Source organism: Clostridium sp. AF50-3, assembly GCF_003477445.1.
GTDB lineage: Bacteria > Bacillota > Clostridia > Lachnospirales > Lachnospiraceae > Otoolea > Otoolea fessa.
Genome location: NZ_QUDH01000001.1, coordinates 304,580 through 327,399, shown reverse-complemented (window position 1 = coordinate 327,399; position 22,820 = coordinate 304,580). Strand labels below are relative to the sequence as shown.

20 protein-coding genes and 2 pseudogenes are annotated in these 22,820 nt (G+C 49.7%); 3 read left to right on the top strand and 19 right to left on the bottom strand.

The genetic code is table 11. The features are described from left to right. Positions 1-9 precede the first annotated feature (9 nt). The 4 genes and pseudogenes from DW085_RS01460 to DW085_RS01445 form a co-directional block, all read right to left on the bottom strand. Entirely contained in the window at positions 10-687 is a 678-nt protein-coding gene (locus DW085_RS01460; protein ID WP_118490839.1) for a hypothetical protein, read from the bottom strand. Positions 688-701: 14 nt separating this feature from the next. Further along, the gene (locus DW085_RS01455) at positions 702-1,892 is read right to left on the bottom strand and encodes a TolC family protein (RefSeq protein WP_118490837.1); all 1,191 of its coding nucleotides are present in this window, start codon (positions 1,890-1,892) and stop codon (positions 702-704) included. 57 nt (positions 1,893-1,949) lie between these two features. Continuing rightward, positions 1,950-4,957: pseudogene (locus tag DW085_RS01450) on the bottom strand (efflux RND transporter permease subunit). Between the two features lie 19 nt (positions 4,958-4,976). After that, positions 4,977-6,260: an efflux RND transporter periplasmic adaptor subunit gene (locus tag DW085_RS01445; protein ID WP_182430726.1), complete on the bottom strand. Its 1,284-nt coding sequence runs from the start codon at positions 6,258-6,260 to the stop codon at positions 4,977-4,979. 311 nt (positions 6,261-6,571) lie between these two features. On the opposite strand from DW085_RS01445, the gene DW085_RS01440 reads away from it, so the two are divergent. Both DW085_RS01440 and DW085_RS01435 read left to right on the top strand, forming a co-directional pair. Next, positions 6,572-7,249 (top strand): response regulator transcription factor, encoded by a 678-nt coding sequence (locus DW085_RS01440; protein ID WP_118490835.1) that lies wholly within the window; start codon positions 6,572-6,574, stop codon positions 7,247-7,249. Continuing rightward, entirely contained in the window at positions 7,246-8,313 is a 1,068-nt protein-coding gene (locus DW085_RS01435; protein WP_118490833.1) for a HAMP domain-containing sensor histidine kinase, read from the top strand. Before DW085_RS01440 ends, DW085_RS01435 begins: the two co-directional genes overlap by 4 nt. 268 nt (positions 8,314-8,581) lie before the next feature. Here DW085_RS01435 and DW085_RS01430 read toward each other — a convergent pair whose 3' ends face one another. The 9 genes and pseudogenes from DW085_RS01430 to DW085_RS01390 form a co-directional block, all read right to left on the bottom strand. Continuing rightward, positions 8,582-8,986, bottom strand: a complete 405-nt coding sequence (locus DW085_RS01430) for a GerW family sporulation protein (protein WP_022360264.1) — start codon at positions 8,984-8,986, stop codon at positions 8,582-8,584. A gap of 1 nt (position 8,987) precedes the next feature. Continuing rightward, complete coding sequence (locus tag DW085_RS01425) at positions 8,988-10,085, bottom strand: hypothetical protein (RefSeq protein WP_118490832.1); 1,098 nt, start codon at positions 10,083-10,085, stop codon at positions 8,988-8,990. Between the two features lie 122 nt (positions 10,086-10,207). Continuing rightward, positions 10,208-10,546 (bottom strand): hypothetical protein, encoded by a 339-nt coding sequence (locus DW085_RS01420; protein ID WP_118490830.1) that lies wholly within the window; start codon positions 10,544-10,546, stop codon positions 10,208-10,210. A gap of 103 nt (positions 10,547-10,649) precedes the next feature. Next, complete coding sequence (locus DW085_RS01415; RefSeq protein ID WP_106999954.1) at positions 10,650-11,903, bottom strand: competence/damage-inducible protein A; 1,254 nt, start codon at positions 11,901-11,903, stop codon at positions 10,650-10,652. Position 11,904: 1 nt separating this feature from the next. Further along, positions 11,905-12,447, bottom strand: a complete 543-nt coding sequence (gene pgsA, locus DW085_RS01410; RefSeq protein ID WP_118490828.1) for a CDP-diacylglycerol--glycerol-3-phosphate 3-phosphatidyltransferase — start codon at positions 12,445-12,447, stop codon at positions 11,905-11,907. Continuing rightward, a pseudogene (gene rimO, locus DW085_RS01405) lies at positions 12,431-13,773 on the bottom strand (30S ribosomal protein S12 methylthiotransferase RimO). The gene pgsA and the pseudogene rimO overlap by 17 nt, the downstream one beginning before the upstream one ends. 274 nt (positions 13,774-14,047) lie before the next feature. Next, positions 14,048-14,302, bottom strand: a complete 255-nt coding sequence (gene rpoZ / locus DW085_RS01400) for a DNA-directed RNA polymerase subunit omega (protein ID WP_022360270.1) — start codon at positions 14,300-14,302, stop codon at positions 14,048-14,050. Between the two features lie 17 nt (positions 14,303-14,319). After that, on the bottom strand, positions 14,320-14,940 hold the full coding sequence (gmk, locus tag DW085_RS01395) for a guanylate kinase (protein WP_022360271.1): 621 nt from the start codon (positions 14,938-14,940) through the stop codon (positions 14,320-14,322). Positions 14,941-15,048: 108 nt separating this feature from the next. Next, a complete protein-coding gene (locus tag DW085_RS01390; protein ID WP_118490826.1) occupies positions 15,049-15,927 on the bottom strand; it encodes a YicC/YloC family endoribonuclease in 879 nt (292 codons plus the stop codon). A 143-nt stretch (positions 15,928-16,070) separates the two neighbouring features. Between DW085_RS01390 and DW085_RS01385 the strand changes: the two genes are divergently transcribed. Next, on the top strand, positions 16,071-17,813 hold the full coding sequence (locus DW085_RS01385; RefSeq protein ID WP_118490824.1) for an NFACT RNA binding domain-containing protein: 1,743 nt from the start codon (positions 16,071-16,073) through the stop codon (positions 17,811-17,813). A gap of 109 nt (positions 17,814-17,922) precedes the next feature. Here the strand turns inward: DW085_RS01385 and serS are convergent, their stop codons facing one another. The 6 genes from serS to rpe all read right to left on the bottom strand — a co-directional run bounded on the left by serS (position 17,923) and on the right by rpe (position 22,818). Then, complete coding sequence (gene serS, locus DW085_RS01380; RefSeq protein ID WP_022360274.1) at positions 17,923-19,200, bottom strand: serine--tRNA ligase; 1,278 nt, start codon at positions 19,198-19,200, stop codon at positions 17,923-17,925. Between the two features lie 280 nt (positions 19,201-19,480). Beyond that, positions 19,481-20,104, bottom strand: a complete 624-nt coding sequence (locus DW085_RS01375) for a PfkB family carbohydrate kinase (protein WP_243033881.1) — start codon at positions 20,102-20,104, stop codon at positions 19,481-19,483. Next, complete coding sequence (locus DW085_RS19485; protein ID WP_243033880.1) at positions 20,077-20,316, bottom strand: hypothetical protein; 240 nt, start codon at positions 20,314-20,316, stop codon at positions 20,077-20,079. The genes DW085_RS01375 and DW085_RS19485 overlap by 28 nt, the downstream gene beginning before the upstream one ends. 460 nt (positions 20,317-20,776) lie before the next feature. Further along, entirely contained in the window at positions 20,777-21,379 is a 603-nt protein-coding gene (locus tag DW085_RS01370) for an ECF transporter S component (RefSeq protein ID WP_022360276.1), read from the bottom strand. Positions 21,380-21,496: 117 nt separating this feature from the next. Next, a complete protein-coding gene (locus DW085_RS01365) occupies positions 21,497-22,156 on the bottom strand; it encodes a thiamine diphosphokinase (protein ID WP_333491426.1) in 660 nt (219 codons plus the stop codon). After that, positions 22,153-22,818 (bottom strand): ribulose-phosphate 3-epimerase, encoded by a 666-nt coding sequence (gene rpe / locus DW085_RS01360; RefSeq protein WP_022360278.1) that lies wholly within the window; start codon positions 22,816-22,818, stop codon positions 22,153-22,155. Before rpe ends, DW085_RS01365 begins: the two co-directional genes overlap by 4 nt. Positions 22,819-22,820 lie beyond the last annotated feature (2 nt).

Here is a 22,820-nt window from a genome sequence, read left to right as displayed (position 1 = left end):
GTGCGGTCTTTACGACCTGCCAGACCGTCCGGTTTCTGGACGCACGCTTGACGCCGAATCTAAGGAAGTGAGCGACTTTTTATACTGCTTCGCTGCCATCGACAGCGTTTGTGCATTTCGCTCATAGGTGCCGATCAGTACCTCATCTCCGCCCGCATCTTCGAGCTCATCTGCTTTATAGTTCATATCCCGGGCACCGGAAATCATCGCATCGTAGGCTTCCTGGTAGACGGCAAGGCTGTCCTGATAACTGTAATCGGCGCTGACAGCCGTTCCATTGCCGCGCCGCACCAGCGCTTCCAGTTCCCCGTACTCTATCACAGAATCCGCGAGCTGTTCCTCCGTATAGGAGCCGGACTGGCTGGCGATCGTGTTGTCTGCGCTGTTTTCGGTTATGCTGCCATCTTCCAGCGCCGGACCATCTGCCTCGCTGTCTGAATCACTTTCTGTGCCGGAAATCAAAGGCGTTTTCGCCGCCTGCGCCGGGCTCGATACAAGAATACAAGCCGCCAGGGCAATTCCGATCGAACGACCCAATCTGCTTTTTCCGATTCGTTTCACATTATGACCGTCCAGATGCACATCCAAAGCACTTGCACCGCTTCGGTCTCTTTCTTGCCCCTTGCGCATCTTTTGCTCTGTCCCAGCTTCCGCATTCATCCATTTTCCTTTCAGATTTCGCATCATCCGCCCACCCCTTTCTACTGCGTGGACGCCAGGCCGTCCACCGCCCACTGGTAGGCAAACTGCGCCTGGAGAAGCGACATGGCTGCCGTCTCTTTTGCCACGGATGCCGATTCATAGGAATAGGTTGCGCTCTGGTATGCGTTCTGGCTGATAAGTCCGGCTGCCAGCTTGCGGTCGTTGGTCTGTTTCGTCTTTTCTTCTAATTCAAGGCTGCGTTTTGCCTGTTCATACTGTGCCTCAGACAGCTTCAGATTCTGATATGCCGACTGGACATTCGATTTAACTGCCTCCTTCCCGCTGGTCAGAGTCGTCTGGTACTGCTCTTTGAGGGTACTCGTCATCGCGTTGCTGACCTGACGCGCCAGAATCTTTAACTGATAATTATTCTCCTGCGCCTTCGCAATGTCCTCTTCGAGGTTGACCGATGCACTCATCTGTTCCTGCGGGTCCGGTAATGCACCGATTTCTACTGATGCGCCATATTTCCATCCAAGCATCTGGCACAGGGATTCCTTCGTCGATGCAATATTGCTCTCTGCCGTCGTGATGGACGCCTGCGCCTTTAAAAGAGTCTCCTTGGCATCCAGCACATCCGTCTGGGTCGCGCTTCCGGATGAAAGCTTTAAGTTTGCCGTCTCATAGTCTTTTTCTGCCTTGGACACCTGGTTCTGCACACTCTTTAAGTTTTCCTGGGCATTCCAGTACTGGATCATCAGGTTCTGCGCCTGCTGTACCAGTGATTTTTCGGTCTGCGAGTAACCCCACGCCTTGACATTCGCATCATCGACATTATTGTCACCCTGCTCACGCATCTGGGTCGCGGAAGCCTCGCTTCTCTGTGCTGCTGCCAGTGCGGAACCATAATTCGCATCATCTGAATCCGGGTACTCGATACTGCTCTCGATCTCATCTGCCGTATCATAATAATCCTGCGCGATCTCATTGCTGTTCTTGCCCTGATAATCCTTGTACTCGATCCGGTTCTTCTCCACCGTGCTGTTGTACTCATGGATCAAGTCAGCAATCTCATCAAACTCGAGCTTATCATCCTGCAGCGAAGCCCATTTTTCTGTGGAATATGCAAATTGCGGGCTGGCTGCCAACACCTGGACCGGCGCACCTGCCACCAGAAAAAGCCCCAGTGAGCAGGCTGCTGCACCGGCCGCAATCCGATGCTTCAGACATATTTTTTTATTTCGATTCATGTATGTCACTCCATTCCGATATATCTGATTTTAACAATTATCCTATTCTGTTTCCAATTAATCTATGTCCGGTATCTCTTCCTTTGGTTTCCGGCTCAGTAATGCGTAATATACTGGGACCATGAAGAGCGCGACAATCACACCTGCGCTCAGACCGCCGATATCTACGATCGCCAGACCCTGTGTTGTGGAACCGCTGCTTCCGATTGCCAGTGCCATCGGGATCATCGCGAGGATGGTTGTCATACTTGTCATCAGAATCGGTCGGATACGGGTCGCACCTGCCTCGATGAGCGCTGTCCGCAGATCCATCGTGGAGCGATACTGGTTGACCGTATCCACGTAGAGAATACCGTTATTTACAACAGTTCCGACCAGAATCAGGAAGCCAAGCAGGGACGTCATACTGATGCTGACGCCGGTCAGCTTCAGTAATCCGAAGGAACCAACCAAACTGAACGGGATGGTCGTCATAACCATGATGGAAAACTTCACAGACTCAAACTGTGCCGCCATGACAACGAATACCAGGAAGACTGCAATCGCAATCGCGCGGTACAGGGAGCTGAACTCACTCTTCATCATACGGTCACGGCTGCTCTGCCCAATGCTGATTGTACCGCTTAAGTTCGGAGTAATTACCTCACTGTTGATTTGCTGCTGTACATTATCACCGGTGTAATCGGCAGAGATTGTGATCTCATATGCACCGTCGGTTCTGGAAATCGAAGCCGGACTGTCCTCAAATACGACATTTGCCACATCGGTCAGTGCCACCTTCTGTCCGTTTGTTCCCGTCAAAATAATATCTTTTATGTTATCAACTGTCTCGTACTCGCCCTCCGGATACTCAACCGTTACCGTAATGTCCTCGCCGTCAATTTTAAGTGTCGTCGCGTCGATACCGCTCAACATCTGGTTGATCGTCGTTCCGATACTGGAAGCCGTGAGTCCATACGCCTTTGCCATAACTGGATCAATCTTCAGGGTAATGATCGGTGCATTATTCTCAATACTGGAATGGATGTTGATGACATCCGTTCTTGCTGTCATTTCCTTGACAATCTTATCACTAACTTCTTTTAATTCATCATACTGCGTGCCGTGAAGAATCACTTCATAGCCGCGCTGTCTTCCCATGAAGCTCATGGAAGTCGATGCCGATACGTCGATCGTACAGTTTGCAATGTTATCCATCTCTTTCTGCCACTGATCGGCTACATCGTCTGTTTTCATGGTACGGTCATCTTTCAGATAGGCACTGATCTCGCCGCTGTCTCCGTTGTAACGCAGCATGTACGAATCAACCTGGTCGCTCGCGGAAACAATCGCCTCCGCTTCTGCCAGTGCCTCCTCGATCTTTTCCTGTTTCAGCCCCGGACGCGTCTCTATGCTGACGCTGACCGTACCGGTATCATCCGATGTCATCAGCTCCGTCTGCATTCCGCTCGCCAGAATTACCGTCAGTACAAGTACCAGAACCGAAAATCCCATAACCATCGCCTTGTGGTTTAACAGACGGTCCATGATGCCGCGGTACCATTTCTGTAAACGTTCAATCGGACGTCCCATCAGGGCGCGCTTCGCCTCGCTCGGTTTATAGAACAGATAACACAGTGGAACCACCGTCATCGCAGAAAGCAGGGACGCCGACATACAGAACACGATCGTGAATCCCAGCGGCTTGAACATCTGTCCGGTCATACCGTTTAAGAATGCCAGCGGCAGGAATACGACACAGGTCGTGATCGTCGAACCGATGATCGAATTGATGACAATGCCGGTTCCGTGAAGCGCTGCTGAAAAATAGCCAAGCGCCCCCTTGTCTTCCTGCTCCGCCGTTGCACGGAAACAGCTCTCCAGTACAACGATCGAGTTATCGACCATCATGCCGACGCCGAGTACCAGCGCACTCATCGTGATAACGTTCAACGAAAATCCTGCCATCGTGATCGCAATCAAGGACATCAAAATCGAAGTCGGAATGGAACTTCCGACGATCAAGGACGCCTTATAATCGCCAAAGAACAGGAAAATGATGAGCATGGAGATGATAACCGCCAGAACCATTGTCTCTGCTACGTCTTTTAAGGAATCAAGAATCGTGTCAGATGTATCATTTGCAACCGAGATCGTCAGATCCGAATCATCTGCCATCAATTCTTCAATTTTCTCTTTTACAGCCGAGGACACTTCCATATCTGTGCTGTCCTGCTGCTTCTGAATCGAAACGGAGATCGTCTCCTGACCGTTGTAACGGGAAATGCCGCCCCGGTCTTTCGTTGCCTCATACACATTTGCCACATCCGACAGAGAAATAATCTGTCCTGCCGGCGTCTTGATTGGAATATCCTGCAGCTCATTTACCTGTTCTGTTTTTAAGGAGGTAGTAACGGAAAGCTCCAGGTTTCCGGCATCTGCCTCACCCGACGGGGATGCCACGTTTGCATCGTTAATCGCACTCGCAACATCCTGCATGGTCAGATTGTACTGATCCATTTTTTCAGACTGTAATTCAATGCTGACGTACTTAGAAGAACCGCCTCGCGTCTCAATATTTGCAATTGAAGAAATTCGCTCTAATTCAGGTACTATCTTCTGATCCACATAATCGTAGAGGTTTGTCTGCGTCTTATGTGCAATCGAAAGCATCATGCTGTCTCCTTGATTGGAGTTCATCGACATAACGCTCGGTTCCACATCATCCGGAAGCGCCCGCTGGATATTGTCCAGTTTCTGCTTTAAGTTGTCATACGCCTCATCCATATCGGTGCCGTAATCGTACTGAAGCATGATCATCGAACGTCCATCGCTCGATGTGGAGGAAATCGTGTCCACGCCTTCCATCGTGCCGATCGCCTCCTCGATCGTTCGGTTACCAGCTCGCTGATATCCTCCGGTCCTGCGCCTGAATAATTTGCCATGATAATCAGCATCGGCGTCTCCATATCCGGCATCTGCTCCAGCTTTGCCGAAAAGACCGATGAAATGCCGAATACAACCAGACACAACAGAGCCATGACAGTAGTAACCGGATGTTTCAGGATATATTTCGTTACTCCCATGTCTTACATTCCTCCTGTCCTACTGTTTCTGTCCATTTTTTGCATCTTTCGGAGCACCTGCACCACCCGCAGGCTGATCGTTTCCGCCATCTGCCGGAGCGCCCGCTTTCTGTCCATTTTCAGAGCCTGCCGGGGCATCGGCTTTCTGGTTTCCAGCTTCATCCGCTGCTGCCGCATCTGTTTCTTCACCCTTTAAGTTAACAGTTGAACCCTCATAAAGCTGGGAGCTCCATGTACTGATGACGAGATCCTCTGCCGTCAGCCCGGACTTGATCTCCGCCAGCTCCGTATTATAAAGCCCCACCTCGACTTCCACTTTATGTACCGTTCCGTCCTGGTAAACATAGACATTTCCAACGCCGTTATCATAGTAGATCGCATCTACCGGCACGGTCATGACATTCTCTGCACGCTCAGAAGTTACTGTTACCTTGACAGTACTTCCCGTTGAAAGGCTGTTCGCCTCCGGCAGCTCTGCCTTTATCTTAAACAGACCGTTGCTCTCGTCCGCCATGCTGCTGACATCGGTAATCACACCATCATAAGTCGTTCCATCTTTTACAATCGTCATCGCGTCGCCCTGGTTTAAGTTGCTCATAACACGCTCGGATACGTAGAACGATACCCGTTTATCTCCCTCACCGGAGATAACGCAGAGCTGCGCCTGCTGGTTGACATGATCATATACATCAATATCCATCGTCTCAATCTTGCCGGAGATCGGTGCGGTCACGGAACTGTATTCCACCTGGCGATCGTAGTTTAATTTTGCCGATTCATAATTTAACTGTGCCGTCTTCGCCTGGTTCTGATACTGCTCCCATTCCTGATCAGAAATATCTCCTCCCTGATAAAGAAGCTGCATACGGCTTAAATTGCTCTGTGCCTCGGTCAGGTTAACAGAGGCGGAGTCCATCGCATTTTTCGCCGTCTCAACCTGTTCGGTATTGATCGTACAGAGAAGCTGACCCGCTGTCACCATATCACCGACGCTGACGTTGACGCCCGTCACATCGCCGGATGCCTTCGCATAGACATAGACAACGTCCGATGCCTCGACAGTACCGGATGTGCTGGTTGTCCGCTCGATTGTTCCGCTCTTTGGATTCTCAGCCGCAACCGTCGCCACATTGTCCATCTGCGTGTCCTGCATACCGCCCGGACCGCCGCCTGGACCTCCTTTGCTGCCGCCCTTGAAACGCATAAAAAGCGCCGTAAGTACGATCACCACCACCACCGCGATGATGGCTGTTTTCTTTTTATTCTGCTTTGCCGCTTCCATCAGAGAAGATAGTTTACTCATTTCGCATATTCCTTTCTGGTTTTTCCTAATTGTCCCTAGTATAACATCCCATTTTTAAACGAGTTTCAACTACATATAAACTGAATGTAAACGAACCATGAAAAAAATGTGTTGCACCGTTCACAATCAGTTTAAACTTATGTGGTATAATATGAGTACTTAGTGAGGTCTTTTCGAACTTAGTGCGAGTCATACCTAAGTCCTTAATGAAGCCGAGCCGAAGGTGAGAGCTGAATTTAGTACTTATGGTATACTATGAGTATTTATGATATTACATCTTTTTAATTGAATTATAGGGAGGATTTACGGATATGTTTCACATTCTCGTGGTAGAAGATGATGCGAAACTGCGTTCCCTGTTCTGCACGGTACTCACCAACAATGGTTATCTGGCGCTTCCGGCAGAAAGCGGCGAAAAAGCATTATCTCTTTTAGATTCTGAATATGTAGATCTCATTATTTCGGATATTATGATGCCCGGAATGGACGGATATGAACTAATTGATCACCTGCGGACGAGTGGATTTACGATGCCGATCCTGATTATCACCGCCAAAGAGCGCTTCGAAGACAAACAGCGCGGCTTTCAGGCAGGCACGGATGACTACATGGTGAAGCCGATCGATGTCAATGAGATGCTTCTGCGGGTTGGCGCCCTGCTTAAACGCGCCAAGATCGCAACGGAGCACCGGATTGTCTGCCAAAATACGATTCTAGACTACGATGCACTGACGGTCACGGTCAACGGGCAGGAGACGCTTCTGCCGCAGAAAGAATTTTATCTTCTATATAAATTACTTTCTTATCCAAATAAGATTTTCACGAGGCAGCAGCTCATGGACGAAATCTGGGGGCTTGACTCGACAACCGATGAACGGATGGTCGATGTGCATGTCAACCGGCTGCGCGAACGGTTTAAAAACTGCGATGATTTTATCATCATGACCGTGCGGGGTCTCGGCTATAAGGCGGTGAAAACAGAAGCATGATCAGCAAGAACTTTACCAAATATTTCCAGATTCCACTCTACTGGCTGACCCTCCTGGTCTTTTTCTTCCTGGTGTCCTCGTTGATACCGATGCTGACCGGATATTTTGTCTCGCTGCTCACAAGCGGAACAGATAAACACGAAGTTTTTCGGATTTTCGGTCCGAATTTTCCGCGCCTGATGTCATTTTTGAGCAGCCTTGCGTTCAGTATCGCGCTGTCGCTGTTCCTCTGGTCGAAAATCCTCCGCCCGATCGGTTCCATAAGCCTTGCCGCTAAGCAGGTAGCAGACGGAGACTTTTCTGTTCATGTGCCAAATTCGAAGTCTTTACAGGCGATCTGTGAACTAACCGACAATTTTAACCGTATGGTGCAGGAGTTAAACAGCATCGAATCGCTGCGAAATGATTTCGTGACCACGGTTTCCCATGAGTTCAAGACACCGCTCGCCGCCATCGAGGGCTATGCGACATTGCTGCAGGATCCATCTCTCTCAGAGGCGGACCGGAATGAATACACGCGCATCATCATCGACAGCACGCGCCAGCTCACCACGATGACCGGCAACATTCTTCTGCTTTCCCGCCTGGAAAAGCAGGAGATCGTGACTGGCCGCACGACGTTCAGCCTCGACGAACAAATCCGTCAGGCGATTCTTCTGCTGGAACCGCTCTGGGAGAAAAAGCATCTGAATCTCGACATTGATCTGACGGCGTGCAAATTTTACGGCAACTGTGAGATGCTGCAGCAGGTCTGGATCAATCTCCTGCAAAATGCCATCAAATTCACTCCGGCTGGCGGTATGCTTTCTGCCAAACTCGTCATCACAGGAGATAAGGTGCGCATCTCCATCCGCGATACCGGCGTCGGCATGGATGACGCCACGATGAAACGGATCTTTGAAAAATTTTACAGCAGGAACTCTGATCCCAATGAAAAGGGCAACGGGCTGGGACTTTCCATCACGAAACGGATCATCGACCTGATGCACGGTACCATCGAGGTATCCAGCCAGGTGGACGAGGGTAGCTGCTTTACAGTGATTCTGCCGCTTGAAAAAGCATAGAATCTCATCGGCAAAACATATTGTACCCGACAATCATCAGAGAAATGGCGATGCTGACCCATAGAAAATTCTTTGGGAAAATGAGCACCAGGGTCATGCCAAATCCCATTGAAAAAAGGACTAAACCAAATAAACGCTTCATAGAATGATACCTCTCTGAAATGTCTGTTTTCAAAAGAAGTTAAATAGCAGGCGATCATTGCCAGAGACATCTGACATTCGGTCGTGTGCTATGATCATTCTATGAAGCGTTTTGATTTTAATTTCTTTATTTCTTCTCTTCCATCTCGCCCGCCATCTTCTCAGCTGTCTGCATCGTCTCCGCATCGATCGGTCCGGTGCTTCCGCCGACAAATTTATTGACGAGATCCGGTGCCATGTCGAGAACCTTGGTCAATGCATCCTGATGCTTGATATTGACCACCTTCGTCATGCCATTCTGAATGACCAGCACCGCGCTCGGCGTCATCTTGGCGCTCATGCCGCCCGCATTCTTCTCTTTCGCCGACTGACCAAACGCGCCCGCCGCCATGCCGCAGGTTACATCCACGAGTGGAAGTATAATCGCATCGCCAACTGTCACCGGCTCTCCCACGACTGTCTTCGTCGTGACGAACTCATCCATACCCTGAAATAATGCACCGATTGTCGATGCAAACTGATTGTCTGCCATATTATCTTCCTCCTCGGTTTCTATATTTATAAACCTGTGTCCGTACATTCTTATCCATCCAGATCCGAAGCGCCATCAATGCCAGCACGCCAATCTGGACTCTGCCCCGGAACGAAAGCTCCCCGTCCAGCGCATTTGCATCCATGACCGGAGTCAAATCAATCTTTTTTCCGTAAAATGGATACAAAAAAGCCGCCACACTCAAAAGTTGTCCCATCAAATAAGGATCCTCCACGCCAAACGTAACCTGCCCGGACAGCTTTCTGGGAAATATATGCCGCAAAACTCGCATGAGCTGGCGTTTGATCAGGCGAAATGACTTCTGATTTTCTTCATTTTCTATAAATGCAAGGACGGATTGACGTTTGTGCTCCAGGTTGTTGATTCGGGTAAGCAGCTTTGAGAGGGATTGCCGCAGGACGCTCCATTTTTGTTTGAACCAGCTAATGATTCTATGAAGGAACGATTCACGCTTTTCCTGGCTGGGATTTGATTTTAATTCATTCTTTGCCCGATGCGTTTCTCCTTCTGCCTCGGACACTCCCGCCTCCTTCACATCTGGAAATGCATCTGCATTCTTCACAGCTGGAGACATTTCCGCCTCCCTCTGCGCACTCCGTCTCTTCACCGCCTCCTCCAGCAGCCTGGCAGTTTCCTCCGCTTTCTCGATCGCGGCGTCTGTCTTCTCCGATGCTGCTTCCGCCCGCAAAATCAGTTCACCGGTGTCTAAATCACCATCCTCTGTTTTCTCCTGCGCATTTACAAATTCCAGCTCATCCGAATCGGCTGCCTGCGTGCCTTCCCGCACACGCCCAGATTCCGTATCTTTCTCTTCACTCTCACTCCCGAAAATCCGGAATCCAAACAACTTAACCGCATATCGAAGCCCATTTTCATAAGCAATCCGCAGCGACACCGCATGAAGCAGCCAATGGATATGCAGATGCACACCAAAATCCTTGATACTGTGGTAGCTTCCGTTCCCCCGGTATCGAATCGGGACAAATAAAACCGCCAGCAGGCACAGAAACAACAGTCCCAGAATGACAAGAAGCAGGATTCCGAGTATTTTCAAGATTATGAACAAAATATGCAGCAATCCATCCCCTCCCACTTCTTATTCTTTCATTGACAAATTCATGTATCAGCTCTGTATCATATGATGTTAGGGTCAAAAGACATTTTCAGTCCAAAAAAACTTCATCAAAGGCTGCAAAATACTTACCTCTTTTTCCTCAGCCTGTCTTCCTTCTCTCTCAGATACGTCTTCACATCAAATCCACCCGTCTCGCGGTACGTCTCATCCACAATCTGCCCCACCGTCTCCACGGCATCCTGGTAGCCCGCGCCGACCCCTACGATCAGCAGATCCGCCTGCTCCCGGTAATAATTCTGCCGGAGCACATAGGCAGGCAGGATATCAAGCAGGTTGTGTCCGCCTGAGGCAGGCGTGATCACGTGAACGCCCGGCTGTACCTTTCCGAGGCGGAGTTTCTGTAGAATCGAAAAACGATGCTTTTTAGCAGTTTCTCCCAGATACAGATATTTATACCAAATCATCGTCCCCGCCTCCTAAAAAAGGAGAGCCCGATCCATGGCGCTCTAAAAACAGCACATTTCCGGCTATTTCTCCCCGCCTGTCAGCTCTCCCTCCTTTACATGATCAATCTTTTTTATAATTCTTAATAATCGACCGTCTCAGCAGATCCAGCGCCTGAATCACCGTCTGCTCACGCACCTTCTCGCGATTTCCGCGGAAATGGTATTCCTCTACTTTGACTTTATCCTTCATATAACATGCGATATAGACGAGTCCCACCGGTTTCTCCTCGGTTCCGCCGTCCGGTCCGGCGATGCCGGTCACAGCGATACAGGCATCCGCATCCGTCGTAAATACACCGCCTGCAGCCATCTCACGCGCCGTCTGTTCGCTGACCGCGCCGTATTTTTTCAGGGTCGCCTTGCTGACGCCCAGGATCTTTTTCTTTGCCTTGTTGGAATACGTCACGTATCCCTCGTTAAAGACCTCTGAAGCCCCCGGCACGTTGACGATGCGTCCGGCGATCAGACCGCCTGTGCAGGACTCTGCGGTTGTCACAGTCAGGTCGTATTTCTTTAAGAGGCGGACAACGACATCCTCCAGATTCTCATGCTCATCCGTCGTGTAAACCGCATTACCGAACCGTTTCTTGATCTCTTTGATAACCGGTTTTAACAGCTGTTTTGCCGCGTCTTCGCTCTCGGCTCTCGCGGTCACGCGCAGATGTACTTCTTTCGTCTTTGCATAGGTCGCAATCGTCGGGTTCGTCTGCTGGTCGATGAGATCGAGAAGCATTTCCTCCACCTTGCTCTCCCCGTATCCGCAGATTTTGAGCATCTGGGAATAGATCACACAGTCAGATCGTTTCTGAATATAAGCACAAACCTGATCTTCCACCATCGGATACAGTTCGTTCGGCGGTCCCGGAAGAAGAATCGCGGTCTTACCGTTTTTCTCCAGGGCAAGTCCCGGAGCTGTGCCGTTTGTGTTGGAAAATACCACCGCGCCCTCCGGCACCAGCGCCTGACGCCAGTTGCTATCCGGAATATCGGTGCGCTTGCGCTGCCGGTACCAGTCCTCCAGATGTGCCCGCACCTCCGGATCCTCGACTAACGGCATTCCCATCAGCTCCGCGCAGACATCCTTCGTGATATCATCCTCCGTCGGTCCCAGACCGCCGCCGATGATAACGAGATCGGCTCTTGAGAGCGCCGTCCGGAAGACTTCTGTCATGCGCTCCCGGTTGTCCCCTACCGTCGTCTGGTAATAGACGTTAAGCCCCAGCTTTGCACACGTTTCCGATAAATACTGCGCATTGGTATTGACGATATTGCCAAGCAGCAGCTCTGTTCCTACCGAGATCAGTTCGACTATCATATCAGATACTCCCTTCTGTCAGTATTTTATGATTCTTGTAAATATAATCAACAAGTGACACAATCGTCAGCACCAGCGCGATCCAGACACAGATCGTCGTGACAAACGCAAGCGCCGGAATATCCAGAATCAACAACACCACCGATACCATCTGAAACGTCGTCTTAAATTTGCCCCAATAGCTGGCGGCGATGACAACTCCGTTGTCCGAGGCGATCAGACGGAATCCGCTGATGATAAACTCCCGGCTGATGATGATGATAACCATCCAGGCTGGAAGCGCGTTCAGCTCAATCAGGCAGATGAGCGCCGAGCACACTAGAAGCTTGTCCGCGAGCGGATCCATAAATTTTCCAAAGTTCGTAACCAGATTGTACTTTCTGGCAATCTTTCCATCCAGAAGATCGGTCAGGCTGGCTATGATAAACAGTGCCAGCGCAATCATACGGAAGGTATAGTTTTCACCATTCTGCCAGAGAAAGAAAAACACAAAAAACGGAATCATGATGACGCGAAGCGTCGTAAGCTTATTCGGTAAATTCATCAGCCAACTCTCCTATCAAATCATATTCGAGTGCTCCCGTTACGCGGACACGGCAGAAATCGCCGGACATCAGCGGAACATCCGCATTGACAAAAATCAAACCATCTACGTTCGGCGCGTCCTTATAGGTACGTCCCACGAAAGCATTCTCGTCTGCCACTTTTCCCTCGATCATAACCTCAAGCACACGGTCTTTCATATCCTCGGCTTTCTCAAAGGCAATCTCCTGCTGCAGCTCCATGATCTCGTCGCGGCGGTCTTCCTTGACCTCCTGCGGTACCTGATCCGGATATCCGGCTGCCGGTGTGTCCTCTTCTGCAGAGTATGCAAACACGCCCAAGCGGTCAAATTCCATCTCATCGACGAACCGCATCAGTTCCTCATGATCCTCCTGTGTCTCACCCGGGAAACCGGAAATTAAGGTCGTGCGGAGTGCAATATCTGGGATCTCTTCCCGCAGATGCGCGATCCGCTCCCGAAGCTCCGCCTGATTCGTGCGGCGTCCCATCCGCTTGAGAACGGCATCGCTCGCGTGCTGGATCGGAATATCCAGGTAATGACAGACTTTTTCTTCCGTCTTGATCGCCTGAATCAACTCCTCGGTGATCTCCTCCGGATAACAGTACTGGATACGGATCCATTCGATTCCATCGATCTGTGCCAGTTCATGTAAAAGTTTCGGCAGGGTCTTCTCTCCATACAAATCCACGCCGTAAAGCGTCGTCTCCTGTGCGACAAGAATCAGTTCCTTCACACCCTGATCCGCAAGCTCCTTTGCCTCTGCGAGAAGCTGCTCCATCGGCACACTGCGTACGGTCCACGCAGGGACGGGATAATACAATAGGTACACCGTTTGTTACAGCCCTCGGAAATCTTTAAAAAAGCATAATGTCCGCCGGTCGTCACCAGACGTTTGCTCCGCATCTTCGTCTCCGGAAGTTCGGACAAATCGTGGAAATCAGATACCCTCTCACCCTTCAGCGCCTTCGCCAGCACCTTGCTGACCTCATCATAGCTGGTCGTACCGAGAATACCGTCCACCTCCGGCACCTCCTGCAGGATCTCTTCCTTGTAACGCTGTGCCATACAGCCGCTGACTAAGAGCGCCTTGCAGGTTCCGCTCTTTTTGTACTCTGCCATCTCTAAGATGGTGTTGACACTCTCCTCCTTGGCATCGTTGATAAAGCAGCAAGTATTGACCAGAATGACATCTGCCTCCTGCTCGTCATCGGTAAACGTGTACCCGTCCTGGCTCAGCGAACCCAGCATACGCTCTGCATCAACCAGGTTTTTATCGCAGCCAAGGGATATACAAAGTAATTTCATTCAATTCTCTCCTAATACCATATTTAAAAAATTTCTGTAACCATAATCGATTTGAACCGTCACAAAAATTCTATATCGTAACTGTTCAGTACCTTCACAGTCACGCGCAAAAATCCATTAAAAATTGCCTACGGCAATGGGATTTTTGCCTGCTGGCCCATGTTTTCGTACGGTCAGCGCAGTAGATGCGCAGACCTACTGAACAGTTACTCTATATCTAAGAAAAGACCATCTCCATGTACATAATGAACACGGGACGGTCTTCTGTCACCTTTTAGACCTCTTCCTCCGGGGAATCGTTCTCTGCTACAATTTTAACCTTAGAATGGTACAGCTCGTCGATCGCGATCGAAAGCGGTTTTCTTCCATTCTCAATGACCAGTGCCTCATCACCGGCGATCAGCTGTCTTGCACGCTTTGCAGTCGCAATTACGATGGAGTAACGGCTCTGAATCAGCGGTTCTTTCCCCGGCTCAGCCTCTTTGTTTACAACATTAATTAAGTCAAGATATGACGGACGCAGCATCATAATACATCTTTCTCCTTTCAGAATTGCTTCATCTCTTCTTTTATTTTTTCAATCAAAGTCTTGTGATTTTCTGTTCTGGCATGCATCGCCTGAATCAGTGCGTGCATTTCTTCTACACAGCGGTCTACCTCATCATTCACCAGAATGAAATCGTAGTCATCCATCTGCTTGGACTCCTCTGCTGCTCTCGAAAGCCGTGCGGCAATCTTCTCCGGTGTCTCGGTTCCACGACCTGCCAGCCGGTTTCTAAGCTCCCCGGCACTCGGCGGCGTGACAAAAATGAGAACTGCCTCCGGGAATTTCTTCTTGATTTTCAGGGCACCCTGAATCTCAATCTCCAAAAGAACATCCTTGCCCGCTTTCAGGTTGGAAAACACATACTCCTTCGGTGTGCCGTAATAGTTTCCGACATACTGGGCGTATTCGACCAGCTCATCGTGTTCGATCATCTGTTCGAACTCTTCCCGGGTCTTAAAGAAATACTCTCTTCCATCAACCTCGCCCTCGCGCGGTGCGCGGGTGGTCGCGGAGATGGAAAGGGCATAATTGTCATACCGCTCCAGCAATGCACGCATCAATGTTCCCTTGCCTGCCCCTGAAAATCCGGATATAACTGCCAGTACTCCCTGATTATCCATATATTTCGCCTGCTTTCTAAATTCTATCTATTATTACAATATTTCATATTCTCCGTATTTTCACCGCCAACGGCAGCTTTCCGTGAATACCTCTTCCAGCATGATCGGCTATTCAATATTCTGAATCTGCTCTCTGACTTTCTCGATCTCTGTCTTGAGTGCAATCGCACAATCGGAAACCTCCAGATCGTTTGCCTTGGAAAGAATCGTATTCGCCTCGCGGTTCATCTCCTGTGCAATGAAATCCAGCTTACGTCCAACGCTTCCGCCCGCCGTCAGCTCCTTGCGGGTCGCCTCGATGTGGCTTCTCAGGCGGACCGTCTCCTCATCGGTGCAGATCTTATCTGCAAAAATCACAACCTCTGCCGCAATCCGGCCTTCATCGACGCTGCTTCCTTCCAGAAGCTCTTTCACCTTATCTTCCAGTTTCGCCCGGTATTCTTCCACGATCTTCGGGGAACGTTCTTCAATCTGATCGACCAGCGTTATCATATAGTCCAGCTTGCCAAGCAGATCCTGCTTCAGATTCTCACCCTCGCGTGTGCGTGTCTCGACAAATTTCTCTGCCGCCTCGCCGATCGCCTTTTCGAGAATCTGCCACATATGCTCCTCGTCCTCCGGCACCTGTTCCATCGTAAAGACCTCCGGACACCGTGCAAGACGCATCACCGTCGCGTCATTCGGAATCCCAAGCTCGTCCGCCATCTGACGGAAATAATCCATATACTCGCCGGCCAGGGAACGATTGTACTTTAAGGACATCTTCTCATCCGTATAATCTTCATAGGAAATAAAGACATCTACCTTTCCCCGCTGAATGTATTTCTTGAGCTGCGCGCGAATCGCCGCCTCAAAGTAATTAAATTTCTTCGGCATCTTAATGCTGAGATCCAAGTAACGGTGGTTTACCGCCTTCATCTCCACAGAAATCTTATATTCATCCGTTGCCATCTCGCATCGGCCAAATCCAGTCATACTTTTAAGCATAGTGACGCCTCTCTCTTTCATCCATAGATAATGGTATTATAATGCAAATCGCCGCAAGCGTCAACCGAATTTAAAAGTGATTGTTTTTCGTGTCTTCTTTCATTATAATAGTAGATACTACACAAATAAAGGAGCACCAAACCATGGCATTTGACGGAATTGTAATCGCAAACCTGGTTAAGGAGTTTAGTGACGCGCTTACCGGCGGCAAGATCGCAAAGATCACGCAGACCGAGCGCGATGAACTTCTTTTTACCATAAAGAACTTCCGGGAGACGAAACGGCTTCTTCTCTCGGTCAACGCAAGTCTTCCTCTGGCATATCTGACGGATACCAACAAGCAGGGACCGATGACTGCCCCGAATTTCTGCATGCTGCTTCGCAAGCACATCGGAAGCGGACGCATCGTGTCGGTCAGCCAGCCGGGTCTGGAACGCTGTATTCATTTTGAGATCGAACATCTGGACGAGATGGGTGACCTCTGCCGCAAGCTGCTTATCGTCGAACTGATGGGAAAATACAGCAATATCATTTTCTGCAGCCCTGACGGCACGATCCTCGACAGTATCAAACATATCTCCGTGCAGGTCAGCTCCGTGCGCGAGGTTCTGCCGGGACGGCAATATTTCCTCCCGCAGACGGTCGCGAAGCAGGATCCGCTGACTGCATCTGCCGATGATTTCGCCGCCATTCTGGCACAGTCACCGGCACCGGCAGGAAAAGCCATTTACACGAATTTCACCGGTATCAGCCCGGTCATGGCAGAAGAATTCTGCTATGAGGCATCGATCGATGCCGACCGCCCCGCATCGGAACTGAATGAGCTGGAGCGCACGCACCTCGGGCACACGCTGGAACTGGCAATGGAATCCATCAAAAATGGACAGTTCTCGCCCTGCATCGTATACCGTGAAGATGAGCCAATGGAATTTGCCGCTCTCCCATTGGCCTCGTTCCCGCCGGAATATCAGGTCGAACACTTTGATTCGATCAGTAAAGTGCTGGAGACCTACTATGCTTCCAAGAACGTCATCACACGAATCCGCCAGAAATCCTCGGATCTGCGCCGGATCGTCCAGACTGCCCTGGAGCGCAATTATAAAAAATACGATTTGCAGCAGAAACAGTTAAAGGACACCGAAAAACGGGATAAATACAAGCTCTACGGCGAGCTGTTAAACACCTACGGTTATGAGCTGACCGGCGGCGAAAAAGAACTTGTCTGCACGAACTACTATACAGGAAAAGAGGTCAAGATCCCGCTTGACCCGCAGCTGACCGCCCGCGAAAATTCGCAGAAGTATTTTGACAAATATGGAAAACTCAAACGTACTTTCGAGGCTCAGAGCCAGCTCATTGAGGAGACGAAGCAGGAGATCGAGCACCTCGAATCCATCAGTACCTCCCTCGATATTGCCTTAAAGGAGGAAGATCTGACCCAGATTAAGCAGGAGTTGACGGAATATGGCTTCATCAAAAAGCACGGTCCGGCTGGAAAGAAAGTGAAAATCACAAGCCGTCCATTCCACTACCTTTCCTCCGACGGATTCCATATCTACGTCGGCAAAAACAACTACCAGAATGAGGAGCTGACCTTCAAGATCGCGACTGGAAATGACTGGTGGTTCCACGCAAAAGGAATTCCGGGTTCCCATGTCATTGTGAAATCCGAAGGAAAAGAGCTTCCGGACCGCACCTTCGAGGAAGCTGCCGGGCTGGCTGCCTACTATTCCAAGGGACGGGAAAATGAAAAAGTTGAGATCGATTATGTACAGAAAAAGCAGGTCAAAAAAGTAGCGGGCGCTGCTCCGGGATTTGTGATTTATCATACGAATTATTCGATGATGGCGACGCCGTCGAATCAGCTGGAAGAACTGCCATCATAATGCCGCCTGAAAAAAGACAATGTCTATATTTCTGCAATTCACAATGAGTCCAGTAAAAAACGCCACAGGCACACAACCCATGGCGTTTTTTTACTGGACTCAAATGAACTTAGCGAATCTCGCTCTTACCACCCATATACGGACGCAGAACCTCCGGAATGCGGACAGAACCGTCTGCCTGCAGGTTGTTCTCTAAGAATGCGATCAGCATACGCGGCGGAGCTACTACAGTGTTGTTCAAGGTGTGTGCAAAGTATTTGCCGTCTTTGCCGTTGACACGGATCTTCAGACGTCTTGCCTGTGCATCACCTAAGTTGGAGCAGCTTCCAACCTCGAAATATTTCTTCTGACGCGGGGACCATGCCTCTACATCAACGGATTTTACTTTCAGATCAGCCAGGTCTCCGGAGCAGCACTCCAGAGTACGAACCGGAATATCCATGGAACGGAACAGGTCCACGGTGTTCTTCCACAGTTTGTCATACCACATCTTGCTGTCTTCCGGTTTGCAGACTACGATCATTTCCTGTTTCTCAAACTGGTGGATGCGGTATACGCCTCTCTCCTCGATGCCGTGAGCGCCCTTCTCTTTACGGAAACACGGAGAATAGCTGGTCAGTGTCTTCGGAAGCTCTTCCTCCGGAACTACGGTATCAATGAATTTACCGATCATAGAGTGCTCGCTGGTACCGATCAGGTAAAGATCCTCGCCCTCGATCTTGTACATCATCGCATCCATCTCATCGAAACTCATAACGCCGGTTACAACATTGCTGCGGATCATGAACGGCGGGATACAGTAGGTAAATCCACGGTCAATCATGAAATCTCTTGCATATGCGATAACAGCAGAATGAAGTCTTGCGATATCGCCCATCAGGTAATAGAAACCATTTCCAGCTACCTTTCTGGCACTGTCCAGATCGATGCCGTTAAATTTCTCCATAATCTCGGTGTGGTACGGGATCTCAAAATCCGGTACAACCGGCTCGCCGAAGCGCTCGATCTCTACGTTCTCGCTGTCGTCTTTACCGATCGGAACACTCGGATCAATGATGTTCGGGATGGTCATCATAATCTTTAAGATGCGCTCGCCAAGATCCTTCTCCTGCTCTTCCAGCTCAGACAGGCGGGCAGACTGCTCTGCTACCTGTTTCTTCAGTTCTTCTGCTTCCTCTTTCTTTCCCTGACCCATCAGAGCGCCGATCTGTTTTGCAATCTTGTTCTTGTTCGCACGCAGATCGTCTGCTTCCTTCTTCGCTGCACGGTTCTTGGCATCCAGCTCAATCACCTCATCTACCAGCGGAATTTTCTTGTCCTGGAACTTATTTTTAATATTCTGCTTTACAATGTCAGGATTTTCTCTGACGAATTTAAGATCTAACATATCTTCCTCCTACTGTTATGCAATTAACTGCACGAAAACTAGTTATAATTATACTACAACTTTGTACGAATGAAAAGCCCTGTTTCAAGAGTTCCTCTGTTCGTTACTGTTCACGCATACGTGAACAGTAGCGGAATTTGCCGTGGCTTCGCATTTAAATACGGCAAATTCCTGCTGCCACCACGTTTTCTTACGGCACTTTCGGTCCCAAAAGTGCCTACCCGTGAACTGTAACCTCTGTTCTTCTTGATACAAAACAGGATAGACTGCCCCATTATATTTAACTCAACTTCGTCAAATAGGACAGACACGCCTCCAGGCACAGTCCGTCCTGCTCCGGGGCACCAAGTTCTTCTGTCTTTTCCACACATTTTTTTGTAAAAGCTGCGGCCCGTCTGACGGCTTCCTCCATCGGCACACCTCGCACCATGCTGGCACCGATGACTGCTGCAAAGACATCCCCGGTTCCGTGGTAATTGCCCGCCACAAATTTAGTTGCATGAAAGACCGGATCCTTGCCGCGCTCATGGATCACGTTGAGGATCTGTTTGCCCTTGACCACGCCTGTCAAAATGACTGACCGCGCGCCCAAAAGGTGAAGCTTCCAGGTCAGATCTGAGAGCTTGCGCTTACTCCATCCATTTTCCTGATACAGCGTGTCCGTCAGGGCACAGGCCTCAGTCAGATTTGGCGTGACAACGTCCGCATACTGCATCAGCTCCCGCATCGCCTCGATCAGATCCTCGTCACAGACGCTGTAGAGATGTCCGTGGTCGCCCATCGTCGGATCTACCAAAACCTGCGTATTTTCCCGTTTGAAATCCCGGATAAAATCTGCCACGATCGACGCCTGTCTGGCAGAACCTAAGAATCCAGTCATGATTCCGTCCATCTCAAATCCCATCTTCCGCCACGGCTCCAGGTATGCCTCCATCCGATCGTATAATCATCCATATAGCATTCCGGATATCCCGCGTGATTGGACAGCACCGCCGTTACCACCGGACAGCACTGTACCTTGAGGGCGCTGATAACCGGCATCGCCGCCGTCAGCGAACAGCGCCCGTAGCCTGACAGGTCATTTAAAACTGCTATTTTCTTCTGCATTCCTTCCATGTATACTTTTTCCTCATTTTCTTAATTTTAAGATACCAGGGTCAAAAGGTCAAAAGTTCGACGCAAGCTTGCTTGCAGGAGAATTTTTGACCTTGGGACCCGCCAAAAACATGAGTAAGTAGCCATTTTTCAAAGAAAAATGAGCGAATTACGAATGTTTTCGAAGATTGCGGGAGCATATAGTGCGGAGCATCTGGTATCAGAGGGGTCAAAACGTCTTTTGACCCCAACATCATTTTAAGCAACTTTATAATCTAACATATTCTCGCGGCAGATACGACTGCCTGCAGCATGATTCTGGTTTCTACAAGCGTGTATCTATGCATTTGTGTTTCATAAGCCGTACACTCCAATGACGCAACAAGGAGACTGCGCCCGGACAGATGTTTTTCCCATTCTGCCCAATCACAGTCTCCTGTATGTATTTCATTTTAATTCTTCTCGACTGAGATAAATTGCCTTATGCTCTCGCTTCTACAGACAATGCATCCAGAAAACCTGCCTTGCGGAGTGCCGGACGAACTGCCATATATATAACAACAGACGCAATCGTAGATGTCACCGCATTGATCGAAGTCGCTGCGATATTCCATGCAAGTGTGAGCTCTGCCGCCGGTTTACCAATGATCCAGAGTTTATAATAATATCCGATCAGCGGATCTGCAATGACGTTGAATAAAAGACCTGCCACCGCTGCTGCAATCGTAAAACCAAGGATGTGGTTCTTATCGGTGCTCCGGTCAATCTTGCCCAGACGATGTGCTACGAATCCGGCGATCAGTCCGATGCAGAGTTTGCAGATAAATGTCTTCGGTGCATATACAATATAAACCGGATCGAGAAGGTCACCTATCGTCATGCCGATAGCACCTCCCAAACCGCCGTAAAAGCCGCCGACTAAGAGTGCCCCGATGACACAGACTGCATTTCCCAGATGAATGGAAGTTGCATCGCCGCCCGGAAGTGTGATCTTCACCTGTCCGTATGTAAATACGACATAGGAGAGAGCTGCCAGCAGACCGACCATCGCGATCTTGTAAGCCTGATTTGATTTGTTTGCCATGATGTTTCATCCTCCCTTGTTATTGGACTCATCATAGCACAATCTTGTCCCCTGAAAAACATACAGTTTTTATCATTTTAAACAGGTCAGTTTTAACTTGCCACTTTTTTATCCGAATTAATCATGTGCCTCCACGCACAAAAGGACGCCTCTCTCCAGCTCCAGAATGCCCTCTTCCCGTTTGAGTTCATTGCTGATGCAGAGACTCGTCCCCAGCCCGATCGTCCGCCGCTGGAGCGGGTATTTAAATCCCCGCAGCGTCAGTCCCTCGACAGTCTCGGTCATCGGCAGGAACGAAATGTATTTTCCATACACCTCTTCCCGGTGAAATACCTTATGCCCGCCCAGAAGATACAGGCGGTTGCGGGCATCATAAATATTCACTTCCATTCCCTGGCAGAAAAACTGATACATCAGCTGGATATTGCCGATGGCGTGATCCATACGGCCGCCCAGCGCCCCCAGGATATCAACTGCCTCACAGCCCTGGCGCGCCGCCGTCAAAAGCGCCAGCTCCGTATCCGTCTCATCCTTCTCCGGTTTATGGATCTCAAATTCGATGTCCGGCTGGTTCTGATATTCTTCCAGAACCTTTTTGTCCACCGTGTCCAGATCGCCGACCACCGCATTCGGAGAAATATGCAGCGGGCGCAGAACCTCCAGCCCCGCATCTGCCGCAATTACATAGTCATACGAGCGCTGTGAGAGAAAATCTTTCGCAAACGCAATATCAATCGTTCCGCCTGTCACAATCAAACAACGCTTCATCTTCATCATCCCTGTTCAAATTCCTGAAAAATATTTAAAAATGTTTTTACATTCCCAGCCGGGTTTCCCTTAAATACGGCGCTTCCCGCCACGATCACATCGGCTCCTGCCTCTAATACCGTCCGCACATTGTCCGGCGTGATTCCTCCGTCCACCTCAATGCGGGTGGAAAGTCCCCTCTCGCTGCACATTGCGCGCAGCTTCTTGATTTTTTCTACCGTATATGGAATAAATTTCTGACCGCCAAATCCCGGGTTGACCGTCATCAGAAGAACCATGTCCACCTCCGGCAAAATAACATCCAGTGTCTCGACCGGGGTCGCCGGATTTAACGCTACACCTGTTTGCAGCCCTGCCTCACGGATCTGCGCGATCGTGCGGTCCAGATGAAGACAGGCTTCCTGATGCACACAGATCAGATCCGCCCCCGCTTTTTTGATATCCTCTACGTAACGTCCCGGTTCTTCCACCATCATGTGTACGTCAAACACACGATCCGTCACCGGGCGCAGGCTCTTAATTACCGGCATTCCAAAGGAGATACTCGGCACAAACGCGCCATCCATCACATCCAGATGGATGTACTGTGCGCCTGCCTTGTCCACCTCAGCGACCTGCTCTCCCAGCTTCGTAAAATCTGCCCCCAGAATCGAAGGTGATAATATAATCATGG

Excerpts from the sequence above, each read along its gene's own strand:
- rpoZ (WP_022360270.1), bottom strand. The coding sequence starts at position 14,302 with ATGATGCTGCGTCCGTCATATCTTGACTTAATTAATGTTGTAAACAAA.
- DW085_RS01390 (WP_118490826.1), bottom strand. The coding sequence starts at position 15,927 with ATGCTTAAAAGTATGACTGGATTTGGCCGATGCGAGATGGCAACGGAT.
- DW085_RS01370 (WP_022360276.1), bottom strand. The coding sequence starts at position 21,379 with ATGGCAAACAAATCAAATCAGGCTTACAAGATCGCGATGGTCGGTCTG.
- DW085_RS19485 (WP_243033880.1), bottom strand. The coding sequence starts at position 20,316 with ATGGAAGGAATGCAGAAGAAAATAGCAGTTTTAAATGACCTGTCAGGC.
- serS (WP_022360274.1), bottom strand. The coding sequence starts at position 19,200 with ATGTTAGATCTTAAATTCGTCAGAGAAAATCCTGACATTGTAAAGCAG.
- DW085_RS01375 (WP_243033881.1), bottom strand. The coding sequence starts at position 20,104 with ATGGGATTTGAGATGGACGGAATCATGACTGGATTCTTAGGTTCTGCC.
- pgsA (WP_118490828.1), bottom strand. The coding sequence starts at position 12,447 with ATGAATTTACCGAATAAGCTTACGACGCTTCGCGTCATCATGATTCCG.
- DW085_RS01420 (WP_118490830.1), bottom strand. The coding sequence starts at position 10,546 with ATGATTTGGTATAAATATCTGTATCTGGGAGAAACTGCTAAAAAGCAT.
- DW085_RS01435 (WP_118490833.1), top strand. The coding sequence starts at position 7,246 with ATGATCAGCAAGAACTTTACCAAATATTTCCAGATTCCACTCTACTGG.
- DW085_RS01445 (WP_182430726.1), bottom strand. The coding sequence starts at position 6,260 with ATGAGTAAACTATCTTCTCTGATGGAAGCGGCAAAGCAGAATAAAAAG.
- rpe (WP_022360278.1), bottom strand. The coding sequence starts at position 22,818 with ATGATTATATTATCACCTTCGATTCTGGGGGCAGATTTTACGAAGCTG.
- DW085_RS01460 (WP_118490839.1), bottom strand. The coding sequence starts at position 687 with ATGATGCGAAATCTGAAAGGAAAATGGATGAATGCGGAAGCTGGGACA.
- DW085_RS01415 (WP_106999954.1), bottom strand. The coding sequence starts at position 11,903 with ATGATAGTCGAACTGATCTCGGTAGGAACAGAGCTGCTGCTTGGCAAT.
- DW085_RS01430 (WP_022360264.1), bottom strand. The coding sequence starts at position 8,986 with ATGGCAGACAATCAGTTTGCATCGACAATCGGTGCATTATTTCAGGGT.
- DW085_RS01385 (WP_118490824.1), top strand. The coding sequence starts at position 16,071 with ATGGCATTTGACGGAATTGTAATCGCAAACCTGGTTAAGGAGTTTAGT.
- DW085_RS01365 (WP_333491426.1), bottom strand. The coding sequence starts at position 22,156 with ATGATGAAGATGAAGCGTTGTTTGATTGTGACAGGCGGAACGATTGAT.
- gmk (WP_022360271.1), bottom strand. The coding sequence starts at position 14,940 with ATGGATAATCAGGGAGTACTGGCAGTTATATCCGGATTTTCAGGGGCA.
- DW085_RS01455 (WP_118490837.1), bottom strand. The coding sequence starts at position 1,892 with ATGAATCGAAATAAAAAAATATGTCTGAAGCATCGGATTGCGGCCGGT.
- DW085_RS01440 (WP_118490835.1), top strand. The coding sequence starts at position 6,572 with ATGTTTCACATTCTCGTGGTAGAAGATGATGCGAAACTGCGTTCCCTG.